Source organism: Rhodococcus sp. NPDC019647 (assembly GCF_044389235.1).
GTDB classification, from domain to species: domain Bacteria; phylum Actinomycetota; class Actinomycetes; order Mycobacteriales; family Mycobacteriaceae; genus Rhodococcus_F; species Rhodococcus_F oxybenzonivorans.
This window is the reverse complement of sequence record NZ_JBIRXS010000011.1, coordinates 133,739-149,559: the sequence shown is the minus strand read 5'-3', so window position 1 is coordinate 149,559 and position 15,821 is coordinate 133,739. Positions and strand designations below refer to the sequence as shown.

Genomic DNA, 15,821 nt, shown 5'->3' with positions numbered 1-15,821 from the left:
GCGCCCGAATTCGGCATTGCCGGCGAGAAACTCGGCGGAATCAAAGTGAGCGCAATCTGCACAGTCCACGCGTTCAGCGGATAGATCATCACCCGAAATGTTCCTAGTGTTGCAGATCACATAGTGAGCGAAGTCAGGAGATCTAGACCATGAGCGACTATCTCGGGATCGACGGCAAGACGGCCATCATCACCGGCGGCGCCACCAAGATCGGGCGCGGCGTCGTCGACTCTCTGCACGAGAGTGGTGTCAACGTCGTTGTCGCCGACATCGACCGGGACGGTGGCAAGATCGCTGTCGACGGCAAGAAGAATGCTCTGTTCAGCGAGACCGACATCACCGACGACGGGGCGATCGAGGCCTGCGTGGCTACCACCCTCGACACTTTCGGCTCCATCGACTTTTTGGTGAACCTGGCGTGTACCTACATCGACGACGGCGCCGAGTCCAGCCGCACCCAATGGACCACCGCTCTCGATGTGAACGTCGTGAGCGCCGCCATGTTCGCCGCAGCGGTCCGCCCGCACATGGCCGCGCAGGGCGGTGGCGCCATCGTGAACTTCGGTTCCATCTCCTCGAAGGTCGCCCAAACCGGGCGATGGCTGTACCCCGTCTCCAAGGCAGCCGTGGTGCAACTGACCCGGAACATGGCGATGGACCTTGCCGGCGACAACATTCGCGTCAACTCGGTGAGTCCGGGCTGGATCTGGTCGAAGGTGATGGATGAGCTCTCGGGGTCGGACCGGGCCAAGACCGACCGGGTAGCCGGGCAGTTCCACCTCGCCGGCCGAGTCGGAGACCCCACCGAGGTGGGCGACGTGATCGCGTACCTGTGTTCGCCCCGCGCCGCCTTCGTCACCGGAGCCGACTGGGCCATCGACGGAGGCTACTCCGCGATGGGGCCCGAACAGGCAACCCCGGCCATTCCGCTTCTCGCCCGATAACCGTCGACACAAAGGACTTTCTTTCCCATGCGCAAAATCACCATCGTTGGAGCCGGCCAGGCAGGACTTCAGCTCGCCATAGGTCTGGTCGACGCCGGGTACGACGTGACCGTCGTATCCAACCGGACTCCAGAGCAGATCCGTGAGGGCAAGGTCATGTCCAGTCAGTGCATGTTCGGCGGGGCCCTCGCGCGTGAGCGCGCCGTCGGACTGGACCTCTGGAGCGATGAATGCCCCTCGGTCGAGGGCATCTCGTTCACTGTCGCCGACAACGGAAGCCAGGCCTTCTCCTGGGCATCGCGCCTCGACCTCTCCGCCCAGTCGGTCGATCAGCGCGTGAAGATGCCCAAGTGGCTCGAGGAATTCGAATTACGCGGCGGCAAGCTGGTGATCCAGGATGCCGGGATCGGTGACCTCGAAGAGTTCGCTGCCGACTCCGATCTGGTGATTCTCGCCGCAGGCAAGGGCGAGATCGCGAAGATGTTCGAGCGGGACGCCACACGGTCGGTCTTCGACCGCCCACAGCGTGCCCTGGCGCTGACTTACGTCAACGGAATGGTGCCGCGGGAGGAACATTCCGCGGTGGCGTTCAACATGATTCCGGGTGTCGGTGAGTATTTCGCCTTCCCTGCGCTCACCACCAGTGGACCGTGCGAAATCATGGTGATGGAGGGCATCCCGGGTGGACCGATGGACTGCTGGGCGGATGTGACGACCCCCGAGGAGCATCTGGCAAAGTCCAAGTGGGTGGTCGAGACGTTCGTCCCCTGGGAGGCCGAGCGCTGCGCCGACATCACCCTCACCGATGACAACGGGATCCTCGCGGGTCGATTCCCACCCACGGTTCGCAAGCCGATCGGCGTCTTACCTTCGGGTGCGAATATCCTCGGGCTTGCCGACGTGGTGGTCCTCAACGATCCGCTCACCGGCCAGGGCTCGAACAACGCGAGCAAGTGCGCGGCCTCCTACCTTGCCAGCATCATCGAGCAGGGCGACCGACCCTTCGACACCGCATTCATGACCAACACCTTCGAACGGTATTGGGATTACGCACAATACGTGGCGTCGTGGACGAATGCGCTACTCAGCCCGCCGCCGGAGCATGTGCTGACACTGCTCAGCGCCGCTGCCACCGAGCCGCGAATCGCTCGCCGGTTTGCCAACGGATTCGACGATCCGCGTGACTTCTTCCACTGGTTCATGACACCCGAAGCCGCCGCCCAGTACCTCACCGACGTCGCGAACTAGCATTCGCCCCCGAATCAACGATTGGAAGCCGTCAGTCATGCGCAGCATTGCTATCGTCGGAGCCGGACAGTCCGGGGCGCTACTGGCGCTCGCCTTACTCACACGTGACTTCCGCGTCACCCTGGTGACCGACCGAACGCCCGACGAGGTCCGGATCGGTCCCGTCATGTCCAGCCAGTGCATGTTCGACTCGGCACTGCAGATCGAGCGGGATCTCGGGCTCGACCGCTGGGAGGAGCGGTGCCCGCACATCGACACGATGGCGCTCACTGTCTCGAAAACCCATGACAGCAACGAGATCACGGTAACGACACCCTTGATCGGTTTCGCGCAGTCGGTCGACCAGCGCGTCAAGTGTGCGGATTGGGTCGACGAGTTCGTGGAACTCGGTGGCGATCTGATCATCAAGGCGGCGAGCCCCGGGGACATCGAAAATCTTGCCCAGAGCCACGACCTGGTCATCATCTCGAGCGGCAAGGGCGACCTCGGACGACTCTTCCCCCCGGATTCGGTGAAATCGCCGTACAACCGGCCGCAGCGGGCATTGTCACTGGCGTACGTGAGCGGCCTTGCCGAACACCCCGCCGGTGCCGATCTCTCACTGAACATCGTCCCCGGGGTCGGGGAGTACTTCGTCCTTCCGGCGCTGACCACCACCGGCCCCTGTCATGTGATGGTGTTCGAAGGCGTCCCGGGTGGACCGATGGATTGCTGGGACGATGTCCACACTCCGCAGGCGCATCTCGAGCGCGCCAAGGAGGTGCTGGCAGAGCACTTCCCTGCGGAATTCGCCAGGACCGGAGACATCGCTCTCACCGATGAGGCCGGAGTATTGCGCGGCCGACTTACACCGACGGTCCGGCGCCCGGTAGCCGAACTTGCCTCGGGCAACGTCGTGCTCGGCATGGCTGACGCTGTTGTCCTCAATGATCCGCTCACGGGTCAGGGCAGCAACAACGCTGCCCACGCGGTCGCTGTGTACCTCGATGCGATCGTGAACCGGGGTGATCAACCGTTCGACGCGCAGTGGATGCAACGCACGTTCGACAAGTTCTGGCGCGGCTGGGCGCAATGGGCGGTGTCGTGGACCAACAGCCTGCTTCGTGGACCGTCCGACCCGGTCCTCGGGTTGTTCGCGGCGGCGCAGGACTCGCCGACCCTGGCGTCGGCCATCGCCGCAGGCTTCGATGATCCACGTACCGTGCACAACTGGTGGTTCGACGCCGCCGAGGCACAGCGTGTGATCGAGACCGCGCGGGCCGCCGAGCAGGCTCAGTTCGATCCCCGTGACCTACGGCGTGCTCTCGGCCAGTACGCCACGGGGGTAACGGTGATTACCGCGCGGGCCCCGGACGGTCGGAAGGTCGGTGTCACGGCGAACTCGTTCACCTCGGTGTCGATGGATCCGCCCTTGGTGTCGTGGTGTCCGGCGAGCAAGGCGCCGAGCCTCCCTGACCTCACGGCGGCCACGCATTTCACTGTCAACGTCCTCGCGGCAAACCAACACGATCTGTCCCGGCAATTCTCGACGCCGGCCGAGGACAAGTTCGCCGGTGTGGCGACCACCGAAGGAATTGCCGGCGTTCCCCTGATCGATGACGCCATCGCGCATTTCCAGTGCCGGACGGTCCAGCGAGTAGAGGCCGGGGACCACATCATCTTCCTCGGTGAGATCGAACAATATGATGCGGACCCCGGAGAGCCTCTGGTCTTCCACTCGGGGTCCTACCGCTTGGTGACCAAGCATCCCGACTTCTGACCGCCGCTGCTTCTCTACCGAAAGCGACACCACTCAATGGGTAAGTACATCGAAATCGCCAAGGGCTCCGGTGAGTCGTTCGCCGCGTATCTTGCCGAACCGGCACAGGGCTCCGGCCCGGGACTGATTCTCTTACAGGAAATCTTCGGGATCAATGACTACATGCGGGACATGGCCGACCGCTATGCAGAGGAAGGGTACGTGGTCCTTGTCCCGGATCTCTTCTGGCGCTCGGGTGCCCGTCAGGAACTCGGCTACGACCATGCCGGGTTCACCCGGGGGCTCGAATTGCGGGACGCACTCGACGAGGACCTGGCCGTCACGGACATCGGTGACACCGTCACGGCCCTGCGTGGCCTGACCACTCACGTCGGCGGCATCGGCCTCATCGGATACTGCCTCGGCGGGCTGCTCGCATACCTGTCCGCGGTTCGGCTCGACGTCGACTGCGCCATCAGCTATTACGGTGTCGGTGTCCACGACCACCTCGATGAAGCGACCGAGCTGACCGTTTCCATGGTCTTCCACCTGGCTGAGCACGACTCCTACTGCCCCGAGGATGCCCGCAATTCCATCCGGAAGGCGTTCGGCGATAACGATCGGGTGCGTATCTACGACTACGCCGGCGTCGATCATGCCTTCGCCACCCACGGCCGCGAGGTTTACGAACCCCTCTCCGCCGGAATCGCTTACTCGCGCACCCTCGAGGTTCTGCGTACCACTATCGGACCCCGACACGATCTGTCCGCACTCTGGGACCGGCACATCTATTACGAGTTCGAGGCCCGCGATGTCCCGGCCACCATGGCCACGATGGTCGACGAACCCTATGTCAACCACGTTCCGACGCTGACCGGTGGCGTCGGACAGAACGACCTCGCGCGGTTCTACGCCCACCATTTCGTGCACAACAACCCTGACGACACCAGGACGATTCCGATTTCTCGCACCGTCGGAGCCGATCGGATCGTCGAAGAGCAGTTGTTCTGCTTCACGCACGACCGCGAGATCGACTGGATGCTTCCCGGTGTCGCGCCGACCGGACGATACGTCGAAATTCCGTTGGTTGCTGTCGTCACCCTGCGTGGAGACAAGCTGTACAACGAGCACATCTACTGGGATCAGGCGGGTGTACTGGTGCAGATCGGGCTGCTCGATCCGACGGGGCTTCCCGTTGCCGGGACCGCACAGGGTAAGAAAGTTCTCGACAAAACGCTTCCCTCGAACGGACTCATGCCCAGCTGGGCGAGCAGCGAGGGCAAGCCGATCGCGTAGCGGCCCTACGCGCGGTGGCTGCTGGACCCGAAGTCGTCTGTCAACCGAGTGAGAAATGAACTCGGGACTCGTTCCCATTGTGGCTGCCACCTGCCGAGCTGCAGATCGGACTCGAGCGAGGCCACCACCTCGGCCACAGCTGGTCCTGCGTCGAGCACGACGCGGGGGAGTTCGCGGTCGGCACACAGGGCCAGAGCCGGTATCACGCACTCCTTCGCCTCCGACGTACGGCCGGCCGCGAACAAGCACGTGCAGTGCAGAAGCCGGACCCTCAGGAGCGCTTTCGGCCGCGACTGCCGGGAGATACGCTCGAGCATCGCCTGCGACCGATGGCACGCGGTCGCCGTTGCTTCCTGATTCGTCGGCGAGGCAGCGTGGAGCAGGAGCCGAATGTCGGAGTCTTCATGCAGCTCTTGCGTGATCAGGTCGATCCCGCTTGTGTGTGAGGCGGGGTCGTCGCTGTCGCGGGGAACTGTCTGTGCCCATCGCGGATGCTCGTCGAAAATCGAAGGATCGGCCAGCGCCAGCCGTATTCGCTCGTTCCGGATGCGGGCGGTCAGGCGCGGCAACGTCAGCATCGCGGCGATCTCGGCCCCTTCGTCGAGAAGTTGGTACGCGGCGCCCAGATCTCCGCGCAGCGCCTTGATACGAGACCCGGTGCCGTACGTCGCGAGCATGAAATCGACGATGCCGCCCTCGGACCGGAGGGTATGGCTGGCGTCGAGAAGGACTTCGGCCTCGGGCACATGGCCCTGCTCGTACAGCAAGTCTCCCAAGATCGCGCCGGCCACGCGGGTTGCGTACGATTGCCCGCCGCCGGACTGTTTCGCCAGCCGTAGCGCTATCCGGAAGTATTTCTCGGCAGCGGTCGTGTCGAGCTGCTCGTGTGCGGCGATCCCCGCGAAGCAGTATCCGTAGAGGACGCTGAAGGGTCCCGACGTTTGCTGGTTGTAGGGAGTCGCCCACTCCTGCCATCGGCGGGCGGCGTCGAAATCGAACCGGTAGATCGCCTCGAACGACGCGACGTTCGCTGCCCCCGACACCACGAACGGCCGTACGGTCTCGGGGCGTTCGAGACAGTCCGAGATCCGCTCACCGAGCGTGACGGAATGATCGGCGAACAACTCGACGACGCCCCTGACCAACGAAGCCTCGATCAACAGGGCGGTCTGATCCCCGTCTGCGTGAGGGTGCTGGGTCAGCGCTGCTTCCGCGCGGTCCAATGCCAGAAGCGCCGAGGGCGCCGGGTGATGCAGCAGTACGTGCGACCAGGCCAACGCAATCTGTAACACCGGGTGTGCGAGCACCTGTCGGGGTGGGAGCTTGTCGATCAAACCGATGAGCGTGGCCATCTGGGACTGTTCGAGCAATCGCATTCCCTCGCGTTCCACCCACTGCACCGCCAGGTCGGGATTACCCGATGCCAAGGCGTGATCGACGGCCTCACTGAGCAGGTGGTGCTCACCGAACCAGTGGGAGGCACGGAGGTGGAGTTCGCCGACCATGTCCGGTTGGTCTCGCTCGAGCCGGCGACGCAAGAACTCTGCGAACAGGTGGTGGAAGCGGAACCACTCGCCGTCCTCGTCGAGTCTTCGCAGGAACAGGTCCCGGTTCTCGATTTCCTCGAGCCGAGCCTGGGCGTCACTGCTAGCTGTCAGCGCCGACGCGAGTCCGCCGCTGATGCGTTCGGTCACCGATGTTGCGAGCAGGAAGTGGAGAAGCTCGGGTTCGAGCGAGGTGAGGACGTTCTCGGCGAGGTACTCGCCGATCGCGTGGTGGCGCCCGGAGAGTTGCCCGATAAGGGTGGCCGGATCGGTGTGCCCGCGTAGTGAGAGGGAGGCCAGTTGCAGGGCGGCAACCCATCCGTCCGTCGTCTCGCGAAGATTGGCCATGTCGTCGGCGGTGAGGGCGAGTCCTCCTTGGTCGGACAGGAACGATCGCGCTTCCGGGAGGTCGAACCGCAGTGCAGTGGAATCTATTTCGACTAACTCGTCGCGAACCCGCAACCGGCTCAGCGGAAGCCCGGCTTGTGTTCGGCTCGTCACGATGAAGCGCAGGTGGTGGCAGTCGCTGTCGAGCAGAGTCGCCATTGCCGCGACGGTTGCCGCGTCGGAAACCCGGTGCCAGTCGTCGAGGACGACCGTGACCACCTCGCCCGTGTCATGGATCTCGTCGACGAGTGTGGACAGGACGTATCTGGTTGCGTGCTCACCCTGCTCTTGCAGCACCTGTGGGAGATCGCAGGCGAGTGCGGGCCTCACCAACGCAATCGCTTCGAGGAGGTGCGCCAGGAACCAGACGACATTGTTGTCGTCGTGGTCGATACTGAGCCAGGCGACGGGCGCCCCGGAGTCGGTCAGCAAGTCGCGCCACTGGGCGGCCAGGGTGCTCTTGCCGAATCCTGCCGGCGCATGAATCAGCGCGAGCCGCCGATCCCCACCGGCGTGCAGGGCCTCGATCAGGCGGCGCCGCTGCACCGTGGCGCGAGGCTGGGTACGTGGCCGGTACTTCGTCGACAACCGTGGCGGGGTCACCGACGGTGGCCCGGCATGAGCTTCAGGACCCTCGATCAGGTCCGGGTGCCCGCGCTGCGTGACGTCCGCGTCCGCCGGAAGATCGGGGGATGTGGCGCGGGTGCGTCGTAGAGCTGTGCGGAGGTCCTGCTCGAGGATGTCCGCGGACACGTGGCGGCGCGTCGGGTCTTCCGACATCGCGCGCTCGATGACACGGCACACCTGCGCCGGGATTCCGGCCTGGCGGAGATCGGGCACCGGTTCGGAGGCTACTCGAAGAAAATGCGCGACCAGTTGTTCACCGTCGCGGCGCTGGAAGGCGGCGTGGCCGGTGATGAGGCAGAAAAGAGTCGCGGCCAGGCTGTAGAGATCGGACTGCACCGTCGGTGCCCGTCCGGTGAACACTTCCGGTGCGGTGAAGGCAGGCGAACCCAGCACTACACCGGTCCCGGTCTCGAAACCACCGTGGATGCGGGCGATGCCGAAGTCCGTGAGTTGGGGTTCGTCGTAGTCGGTGAGCAGGATATTCGAGGGTTTGACATCTCGGTGCAGGATCCCCGCCTGATGCGCTCTGCCCAAAGCACGGGAGATCTTGATGCCTAGATCGAAGGCCTTCTCCCAGCCGAGCGGTCCGTCGCGACGAATGATCGCTTCGAGCGAGCCGTGGCGGTGGTACTCCATCACGATGTACGGCTGCCCCCGCGGTGTGCTCCCGGCGTGGTAGATGGTCACGATGTTCGGATGGCCCGACAGGCGGCCCATGGCCTGTTGCTCGCGGAGGAAGCGATTCCGGTTTTCGTCATCCACACCGGAGAGCACCTTGATCGCGACCGTCCGATCGAGGGCAGTCTCCATGCACCGGTAGACGACACCGAACCCGCCACGCCCGATCTCCACGGGTTCATCGAAGCCGTGCAGGATCAGTTCGCCGGCTATCGCGTGGGGGGCGTCGGCTTGTGTCGCGAAGGGATCGGGGTCAGCCATCTCACCACCTCTGACCCAGTATCACACCAGCGCGGGTGCGGTCCAAGGTCCGTGTGGGCCGCGGCGGATCGCGCCGCGGCCCACACGGTCACTTCGAGTCGGTCACTTCGAGCCGAGGGCCGGAAGGATCACTTCACGGCGATCGGCAGACTCGGGATGTAGGGACCGTGGGCATAGTCTCCGGACAGCAGAGCCCCGGCGCCGGGGGCGATGGCAGGCAGATCGAGTGCCCGCATCAGTTGGTGTGCGGTGGAGACGGCGGCCGAGATCACCGGTTTGCCGAGTTCGTTTTCCACGATCTCGATCGATTGCAGTGACGGCATCTGGACGCAGGCCGAGAGCACGATGACGTCGGCGTCCTGGTAGTCGAGTTGCTTCGCGATCTGCACGAGGTTGCGCGGATCGTGCGCGGCCACATCGAGATTGTTGGGAATCTCCAGCGCCCGGTAGTCACCGACGTCGATGCCCTGATCCTGGATGTACTCGACCACGAGCTGGGTGAGGGGCTTCATGTACGGCGCTACCAGGGCGATCTTCTTCGCTCCCAGCACCTCGAGCGCGGAGACCAGCGCGCCGGCGCTGGTGACCACGGGCGCGGGGGCGCCGTTGTCGAGGGTGATCTGGGCCAGCTTCTGTTCGGAGACGCAGTGGTAGCCCTTGCCCATGCTCATGATGGCCACCAGGCAGGCGTAGCCGAGGACGTCGACTCGTGCGTCGGAGAGTTCGGCTGCGCATCGAGTCGAGTCGGCGTCCATCGCCTCGAGTTCCTCCTTGGTCACCTCCTTCATCCGCATGCGGCTCGAGTGGAAGGTGAATCGCTCGGGGGCGACGGTTTCCCGCGCCCGGAAGAGGGCGGGTATTTCCGTTTCCATCGTCACGTTGGAGCTCGGCACGATCTGGCCGATACGGTACGGGCGGTTGCTCATCGGGCTTCCCTTTCTGATCGGACAGGTATCAGCGAGCGTCGATGACCGGGTTGCTCAATGTCCCGATCGATTCGACGGTGCACTCGACCACGTCGCCCGGGGTGAGGAACTGCTGGGGCACGAAGCTGGCGCCGACGCCGGCGGGGGAGCCGGTGGCGATGACGTCTCCGGGCTCGAGGATCATCCCGGAGGTGATGTCCTCGATCAGCTCGGGGATCGTGAAGAGCATGTAGCGGCTGTTCGACTTCTGCTTGACTTCGCCGTTCACGCGCAGGGACAGGTCCAGGGCGTGCGGGTCGGCGACGTCGTCCGCGGTGCGAATGACCGGTCCGAGCGGCGCGTACGAATCCTGGCCCTTGGAGAAGAACCACTGTCCGCCGCGACGCTGGTCCCGGGCGCTGATGTCGTTGATGATGGTGTACCCGAAGACATAGTCGAGTGCGTCGCCTGCCGAGACGTTCTTCGCGGTGCGGCCGATGACGACGGCCACCTCGCATTCCCAGTCGAGCTGGTTGGTGAGGTTCGCGTTGTGGCGGATCGGCTCGCCGGGGCCGACTACCGCGGTGCCGGGCTTGCTGAACAACACCGGACGCTGGGGCAGATCCTTGTCGGTGTCGAGGGTGCGAGCCGACTCGGCGACGTGTTCGGTGTAGTTGAGGCCGACGCCGATGATCTTGCCCGGGCGCAGCGGGGCGTGCACCGTGACATCGGCGATCGGAAGGCTGAACTGCTGCGCCTGGTCACTGGCCACCAGCGCGGTCAGTGCGGCGAAACCCGCACTGCCCTCGTGGATCAGGGTCGACAGTTCGGCCGGCACCTCGGCGCCGGTGCTCCGTGCCAGGGCGGTGACGTCGATGACCGTGTCGTCGCGCTGGACGCCGAGCCGGGGGGTGTTGTCACGGGTGGAGAAGGTCAGAAGAATCATGAACGGTCCTTGTTCTGGGGGTTGGTGATGGTGGTGTGCGAGGCGAGTTACTGAATCGGCTGGTGACCGTCGTTCTCCAGGTACGCCTCCTCGCGCCAGAAGGAGAGCGATCGCATGACGGGGAAGTCGTTGAAGGAGAACAGGACCGCGTCCTCGCTGGCGCCGAGGTTGGCATGCTCGTGCCACGCCCAGGAGGGCACGACGAAGATGTCGCCCTGCTTCCAGTCGAATCGCCGGCCCGCGATGACCGAGTAGCCTTCGCCTTTGGCCACGTTGTAGACGACCGATCCGGTGTGCCGGTGGGCGCGGGTGTGCTGGTCGGCTCGCAGCAACTGGATGTGGGCGCTCAGCGTCGGCATCACCGACCCGCCGGTCCGCGGGTTCGAGTATTCGAGCAGGATGCCGTCGTAGGGCGATCCCCCCGACGCTTTCGCCGCGTTCTGCAGGGCGGCGTAGGTGGGTTCCCACGGGTAGGCGAACAGCGGCGAGTAGGGCTTGGTCCATCCCTCCTCGAAGCCCACGGGACGCAATTGGCCGGCGCCGTAGGTGAGCAGCGAGGAGTTGACCACCGCGCCCCGCTCTTGGTAGTGGTTCGGGTGGACCTCGTAGAACCCGGCGTCGAGGGCATTGACCAGGGGGATGTCGAGTCCGTCCTGCCAGATGACCGGCTCGTCGGAGTCCTCGTTGCCGTGCTCGTGCCAGGTGAAGCTGGGGGTGATGGCGAAGTCACGGGGCCCGACCTTCAGTTTCTGTCCGTCCACCACGGTCCAGGCGCCCTGCCCTTCGACGACGAAGCGCAGGGCGGCCGCCATGTGGCGATGCGCGGTCATCGACTCGCCGGGGCCCATTCCCTGCAGGCCGGTGTACAGCAACCCGACCGCGGAGGTGACGTCCTTGCGTTCGGGATTGACCAGGGCCACCACCCGTCGACCGGCGTCTTCCGGCTTGACCAGCGCGAGCGAGTCGATGACGAACGGGCGGATGTCCTCGTAGCGCCAGAGGATGGGCACCGATGCCGGCTGTGGGAACCACGGCTCGATCTTGTTGGCCACGGTCCATAGCGCCACCGTGTCGCGCTTGCCGAGTTCGTCATAGAACGCTTCCAAGGCTGCGGTGTCCTTGACCCGAGCCCGACCGAGAACGTCGTCACTGAGTGACATGTGTGTTCCTCCTTTTGTCGGCAACGCATGTGTATGGCGTTGGGCGCGTGCGGCCGACCTGTTCTCAGTGGATGTCGATCGTGCTGCGCAAGCATTCACCGCCCGTCGCAATTCCCAATATACACCTGTCTTGACGATCGTCACAAGAGCGCTATAAAGTTCGGTCATCGACTTTGATGAAAGGTGGTCAGTGACAGATGGCGAAAGTGACGATCGAGCGGACGGTGGAGTGGTACGACACCGATGCTGCGGGCCACCAACATCATTCGTGCATCGCGCGATTCGTGGAAGCCGCCGAGGCGGCGCTTCTTCGTGAGCACGGCCTGGCATGGCTGTTCGGGCAGACCCCGCGGGTACGCCACGAGATCAATTACCGATCGCGGCTGTGGTTCGGCGAAACCGTGACCGTGACCCTCGAGGTGGCACGGTTGGGAAACACCTCTCTCGCGTACACCTTCGAGGTTCGCGGCAAAGAGGGCGTGGCAGCCGACGGGACCCTCATCGTCGCCCACGCCACCCCGGAGTCGCCGACGTCGACGCCGTGGCCGCAACCCGTCCTCGACGCATTCGACCCGATTCGTACCCAGGAAGCAGTGGTGACCAAGTGACCAGTCAAGAAGCAACAGTGAGCTCGGCGCGAGTCGACGACGGCCTGCCGTCGTTGAAAATCGCCGTCATCGGTGGCGGCCCGGGCGGTTTGTACTTCGCCGCTCTGGCCAAGCAGTTGGATCCGCGAAGGGAAATCACGGTCTTCGAACGTAACGCCGCGGACACGACCTTCGGCTTCGGCGTTGTGTTCTCGGATGAAACCCTCGATGGGATCACCGCGGCCGATCCGAAGATCTTCGCAGACATGGAAGCACAGTTCGCCCGCTGGACCGACATCGACATCCACTACCGCGGTGAGGTCCTGACATCCGGCGGGCACGGCTTCGCGGCAATCGAGCGGCGGACCCTGCTCAACATTCTGCAGACGCGGTGCGCGCAACTCGGTGTCGACGTGCGGTACGACACCATCGCTCCCGCCGCGGAACATCTCGCCCGCACGCACGACCTCGTGGTGGCCGCCGACGGAGTCAACTCGTTCACTCGTAAGTCGAGCCCCGAAGCATATGGCCCCAACCTCGATGTCCGGAACTGCCGCTACATGTGGCTGGCCACCGACAAGGTCTTCGACGCGTTCACCTTCATCGTCGCGGAGACAGAATTCGGCCCGATACAGGTGCATGCCTATCCGTTCAGCAGCGAGCGCAGCACCTTCATCGTCGAGATGAGCGAGAAGAGCTGGCGTAACGCGGGATTCGACGCGTTCGCCGCCCAAGAGTTCGCCCTGGGGCACAGTGATGCGAAGAGCGTCGAGCTGTGCGCCAGCCTGCTCGGTGATCACCTCGAGGGTCATCAACTGCTGACCAACAATTCTCGCTGGATCCAGTTCACGACGGTCCGCAACACGTCGTGGCGCGACGGCAACATCGTCCTCCTCGGCGATGCCGCGCACACCGCGCACTTTTCCATCGGCTCGGGAACCAAGCTCGCCATGGAGGATTCCCTCGCTCTGGCGGCGAGCCTGACCGTCGACGACCGGGACGTCGCACAGGCCTTGCTCCGCTACGAGCAGGAACGTCGGCCCGTCGTCGAATCCACCCAACGCGCGGCGCAGGCCAGCCTGGAGTGGTTCGAGTCGATCGAGCACTCCGTCGGTCAGGCACCTCCGCAGTTCGGGTTCAACCTCCTCACCCGCAGCCGCCGCGTCACCTACGACAACCTGCGCGATCGCGATCCGGAATACATCGACACCCTCAACGACTGGTACCACTGGGCGCAGTCACCGGACTCCACCGAACAGCCGCCCCGTCCGATGTTCGAGCCCTACCGCATCGCGAACACCCGGCTGAAGAACCGCATCGTCGCCGCACCCGTGGCCACCTACTCCGCCACGGACGGGATTGTCGGCGACCCGGAACTCGCACGCCTGGCCGGCGCGGCACTCGGCGGCGCCGGTCTGGTGATGACCGGCATGACGGCCGTCAGCGCTGCCGGACGCGTCACCCCCGCGTGTGCCGGCCTGTACGCCCCCGAACAAATCTTCGCCTACCGTCGGATCACCAATCTGGTCCACAACAACACCACCGCGGCCATCGGCGTCCAGCTCAACCATTCCGGACGCAAGGGTGCGACCACCGTTCCCACCGCCGGCACCCTCGGTACCTCCCTCGGTGACAAGGGCTGGGAGACCGTCGGCCCGTCCGCGATCGCTTTCGGTGACCTCCCCGCGCCCCGCGAACTCGACCGCTCCGAGCTGAACGGCATTGTCGAGGACTTCGCCCGAGCCGCCCGGGCCGCCGACACGGCCGGATTCGATGTGCTCGAAATTCAGGCCGGGCACGGGTTCCTCCTCTCGACCTTCCTGTCGCCGCTGACAAACAAGCGCACCGACGACTTCGGCGGAAGCCTGCGGAACCGCCTCCGCTTCCCGCTGCAGGTCATCGACGCGGTCCGGGCAGATTGGCCCAAGGGCAAGGCCCTCCTGGTGCGGATCTCGGCCGTCGACTGGTACCCGGGCGGCACCACCATCGACGACGCCGTCGCCATCGCGCGGGCGTTTGCCGAACACGGTGTCGACGCCATCGACGTCTCCAGCGGCGAGGTCGTGGCCGAGGAGCGCCCCGAGTACGGGCGTGGCTACCAGACCCCCTTCGCCGAGCGCATCCGCGCCGACGTCGGTATCTGCACGATCGCGGTCGGCGCCATTTCCTCCGACGACGACGCCAACTCGATCCTGCTGGCCGGTCGCGCCGACCTCATCGGGATCGGCCGCGCGCACCTGCACAACCCCTCGTGGACCTTGCACGCCGCTGCCGAGATCGGCTACCGCGGCGCCGGTGGCCAATGGCCGGCTCTCTACGCGGCCGGATCGGCGAGGCCGCCCACAACCGGACGGGCGCGGCCCCAGCTGGCCCTGTTCGGGGAGGCGGAGCCCAACATCCACCAACGCTGGCGCCCAAATGCCGGCACCATGACCGAGGCGGCACGCTGATGGACACCTTCCCACGTTTCACCGCTGCAGCCGTGCAGGCGTCTCCGGTGTACCTCGACCCGGACGCCACCGTGGAGAAGGCGGTCGGGCTCATCCACGAGGCCGCCGCGGCCGGCGCCACGCTGATTGCCTTCCCCGAGGTGTTCGTCCCCGGCTATCCGTACTGGAACTGGACGATGAACCCGGTCAAGGGAGGGGAGTGGTTCGAACGGCTCTATCGCGCCGCGATCGACATACCCGGCCGGCATCTGGACACCCTTCGTGCCGCGGCGGCCGCCACCAAGACCACGGTCGTGATCGGCGTCAACGAACGCGGCCGCCACAGCCTGGGAGTGTTGTACAACAGCGTCCTCACGATCGGGCCCGACGGTTCCCTGATCGCCGTACACCGGAAACTGGTCCCCACTTGGGCGGAGAAGCTCACCTGGACCAACGGCGACGGATCCACCCTGCGCGTGCACAACACCGAGGTCGGTCCACTCGGCGTCCTGGCGTGCGGGGAGAACACGAACACCCTCGCCCGCTTCGCACTCCTGGCGCAGGGGGAGCTCGTACACGTCGCCAACTACATCTCGCTGCCGGTGGCGCCGAAGGACTACGACATGGCCGACGCCATCGCCATTCGTACCGCCGCACACGCCTTCGAGGGCAAACTGTTCTCGGTCGTCTCCTGCTCGACCGTCTCCGAGGAGATCATCGACATCGTCGCCGGGGACGACGAGGAAGCAGCGCAGATGCTGCGGCGCGAGCGCAGCGCCTTGTCCGGGATCTTCGGACCCGACGGGCGCCCCGTCTCCGAACCCCTGGTGGACAAGGAAGGAATCGTCTACGGCGAGATCGACCTGGCTCGCTGCATCGCGCCGAAGCAGATGCACGACATCATCGGTCACTACAATCGCTTCGACATCTTCTCCCTCAACGTCAACACCGCACCGCAGCAGCCGGTCACCTTCAACGGAGGGGGCGGACCGCTCGCCGAACCAGAAGGTGCCCTGATCGGACCCTGGGGTGAAGACGAAATCCCGGGGTACGATCAATAGGTAGAGATGG

The 15,821-nt window shown here is 65.0% G+C and carries 11 protein-coding genes; 7 read left to right on the top strand and 4 right to left on the bottom strand.

The features are described 5' to 3' along the window. Nucleotides 1-149 precede the first annotated feature (149 nt). Genes ACH49N_RS20785 through ACH49N_RS20770 form a run of 4 tightly spaced genes read left to right on the top strand, consistent with a single transcriptional unit; the run spans nucleotide 150 to nucleotide 5,226 of the window. Nucleotides 150-944: an SDR family oxidoreductase gene (locus ACH49N_RS20785; RefSeq protein ID WP_358274361.1), complete on the top strand. Its 795-nt coding sequence runs from the start codon at nucleotides 150-152 to the stop codon at nucleotides 942-944. Nucleotides 945-971: 27 nt separating this feature from the next. Continuing rightward, nucleotides 972-2,192, top strand: a complete 1,221-nt coding sequence (locus tag ACH49N_RS20780; RefSeq protein WP_358274360.1) for a styrene monooxygenase/indole monooxygenase family protein — start codon at nucleotides 972-974, stop codon at nucleotides 2,190-2,192. A 37-nt stretch (nucleotides 2,193-2,229) separates the two neighbouring features. Continuing rightward, entirely contained in the window at nucleotides 2,230-3,951 is a 1,722-nt protein-coding gene (locus ACH49N_RS20775) for a flavin reductase (protein WP_358274358.1), read from the top strand. A 36-nt stretch (nucleotides 3,952-3,987) separates the two neighbouring features. After that, nucleotides 3,988-5,226 (top strand): dienelactone hydrolase family protein, encoded by a 1,239-nt coding sequence (locus tag ACH49N_RS20770; protein WP_358274356.1) that lies wholly within the window; start codon nucleotides 3,988-3,990, stop codon nucleotides 5,224-5,226. 5 nt (nucleotides 5,227-5,231) lie between these two features. Here ACH49N_RS20770 and ACH49N_RS20765 read toward each other — a convergent pair whose 3' ends face one another. The 4 genes from ACH49N_RS20765 to ACH49N_RS20750 all read right to left on the bottom strand — a co-directional run bounded on the left by ACH49N_RS20765 (nucleotide 5,232) and on the right by ACH49N_RS20750 (nucleotide 11,734). Then, nucleotides 5,232-8,723 (bottom strand): protein kinase, encoded by a 3,492-nt coding sequence (locus ACH49N_RS20765; RefSeq protein WP_358274355.1) that lies wholly within the window; start codon nucleotides 8,721-8,723, stop codon nucleotides 5,232-5,234. A gap of 128 nt (nucleotides 8,724-8,851) precedes the next feature. Then, nucleotides 8,852-9,649: an Asp/Glu racemase gene (locus ACH49N_RS20760; RefSeq protein WP_358274353.1), complete on the bottom strand. Its 798-nt coding sequence runs from the start codon at nucleotides 9,647-9,649 to the stop codon at nucleotides 8,852-8,854. Nucleotides 9,650-9,677: 28 nt separating this feature from the next. Beyond that, on the bottom strand, nucleotides 9,678-10,574 hold the full coding sequence (locus ACH49N_RS20755; RefSeq protein ID WP_358274352.1) for a fumarylacetoacetate hydrolase family protein: 897 nt from the start codon (nucleotides 10,572-10,574) through the stop codon (nucleotides 9,678-9,680). A gap of 47 nt (nucleotides 10,575-10,621) precedes the next feature. After that, the gene (locus ACH49N_RS20750; protein ID WP_358274350.1) at nucleotides 10,622-11,734 is read right to left on the bottom strand and encodes a cupin domain-containing protein; all 1,113 of its coding nucleotides are present in this window, start codon (nucleotides 11,732-11,734) and stop codon (nucleotides 10,622-10,624) included. A gap of 197 nt (nucleotides 11,735-11,931) precedes the next feature. Between ACH49N_RS20750 and ACH49N_RS20745 the strand changes: the two genes are divergently transcribed. Genes ACH49N_RS20745 through ACH49N_RS20735 form a run of 3 tightly spaced genes read left to right on the top strand, consistent with a single transcriptional unit; the run spans nucleotide 11,932 to nucleotide 15,811 of the window. Then, the gene (locus ACH49N_RS20745) at nucleotides 11,932-12,342 is read left to right on the top strand and encodes a thioesterase family protein (RefSeq protein ID WP_358274348.1); all 411 of its coding nucleotides are present in this window, start codon (nucleotides 11,932-11,934) and stop codon (nucleotides 12,340-12,342) included. A 17-nt stretch (nucleotides 12,343-12,359) separates the two neighbouring features. Further along, the gene (locus tag ACH49N_RS20740) at nucleotides 12,360-14,771 is read left to right on the top strand and encodes an FAD-dependent monooxygenase (RefSeq protein WP_358274347.1); all 2,412 of its coding nucleotides are present in this window, start codon (nucleotides 12,360-12,362) and stop codon (nucleotides 14,769-14,771) included. Beyond that, nucleotides 14,771-15,811, top strand: a complete 1,041-nt coding sequence (locus ACH49N_RS20735) for a carbon-nitrogen hydrolase family protein (protein WP_358274345.1) — start codon at nucleotides 14,771-14,773, stop codon at nucleotides 15,809-15,811. The genes ACH49N_RS20740 and ACH49N_RS20735 overlap by 1 nt, the downstream gene beginning before the upstream one ends. The last annotated feature ends 10 nt before the right edge of the window (nucleotides 15,812-15,821 follow it).

Excerpts from the sequence above, each read along its gene's own strand:
- ACH49N_RS20785 (WP_358274361.1), top strand. The coding sequence starts at position 150 with ATGAGCGACTATCTCGGGATCGACGGCAAGACGGCCATCATCACCGGC.
- ACH49N_RS20780 (WP_358274360.1), top strand. The coding sequence starts at position 972 with ATGCGCAAAATCACCATCGTTGGAGCCGGCCAGGCAGGACTTCAGCTC.
- ACH49N_RS20775 (WP_358274358.1), top strand. The coding sequence starts at position 2,230 with ATGCGCAGCATTGCTATCGTCGGAGCCGGACAGTCCGGGGCGCTACTG.
- ACH49N_RS20770 (WP_358274356.1), top strand. The coding sequence starts at position 3,988 with ATGGGTAAGTACATCGAAATCGCCAAGGGCTCCGGTGAGTCGTTCGCC.
- ACH49N_RS20765 (WP_358274355.1), bottom strand. The coding sequence starts at position 8,723 with ATGGCTGACCCCGATCCCTTCGCGACACAAGCCGACGCCCCCCACGCG.
- ACH49N_RS20760 (WP_358274353.1), bottom strand. The coding sequence starts at position 9,649 with ATGAGCAACCGCCCGTACCGTATCGGCCAGATCGTGCCGAGCTCCAAC.
- ACH49N_RS20755 (WP_358274352.1), bottom strand. The coding sequence starts at position 10,574 with ATGATTCTTCTGACCTTCTCCACCCGTGACAACACCCCCCGGCTCGGC.
- ACH49N_RS20750 (WP_358274350.1), bottom strand. The coding sequence starts at position 11,734 with ATGTCACTCAGTGACGACGTTCTCGGTCGGGCTCGGGTCAAGGACACC.
- ACH49N_RS20745 (WP_358274348.1), top strand. The coding sequence starts at position 11,932 with ATGGCGAAAGTGACGATCGAGCGGACGGTGGAGTGGTACGACACCGAT.
- ACH49N_RS20735 (WP_358274345.1), top strand. The coding sequence starts at position 14,771 with ATGGACACCTTCCCACGTTTCACCGCTGCAGCCGTGCAGGCGTCTCCG.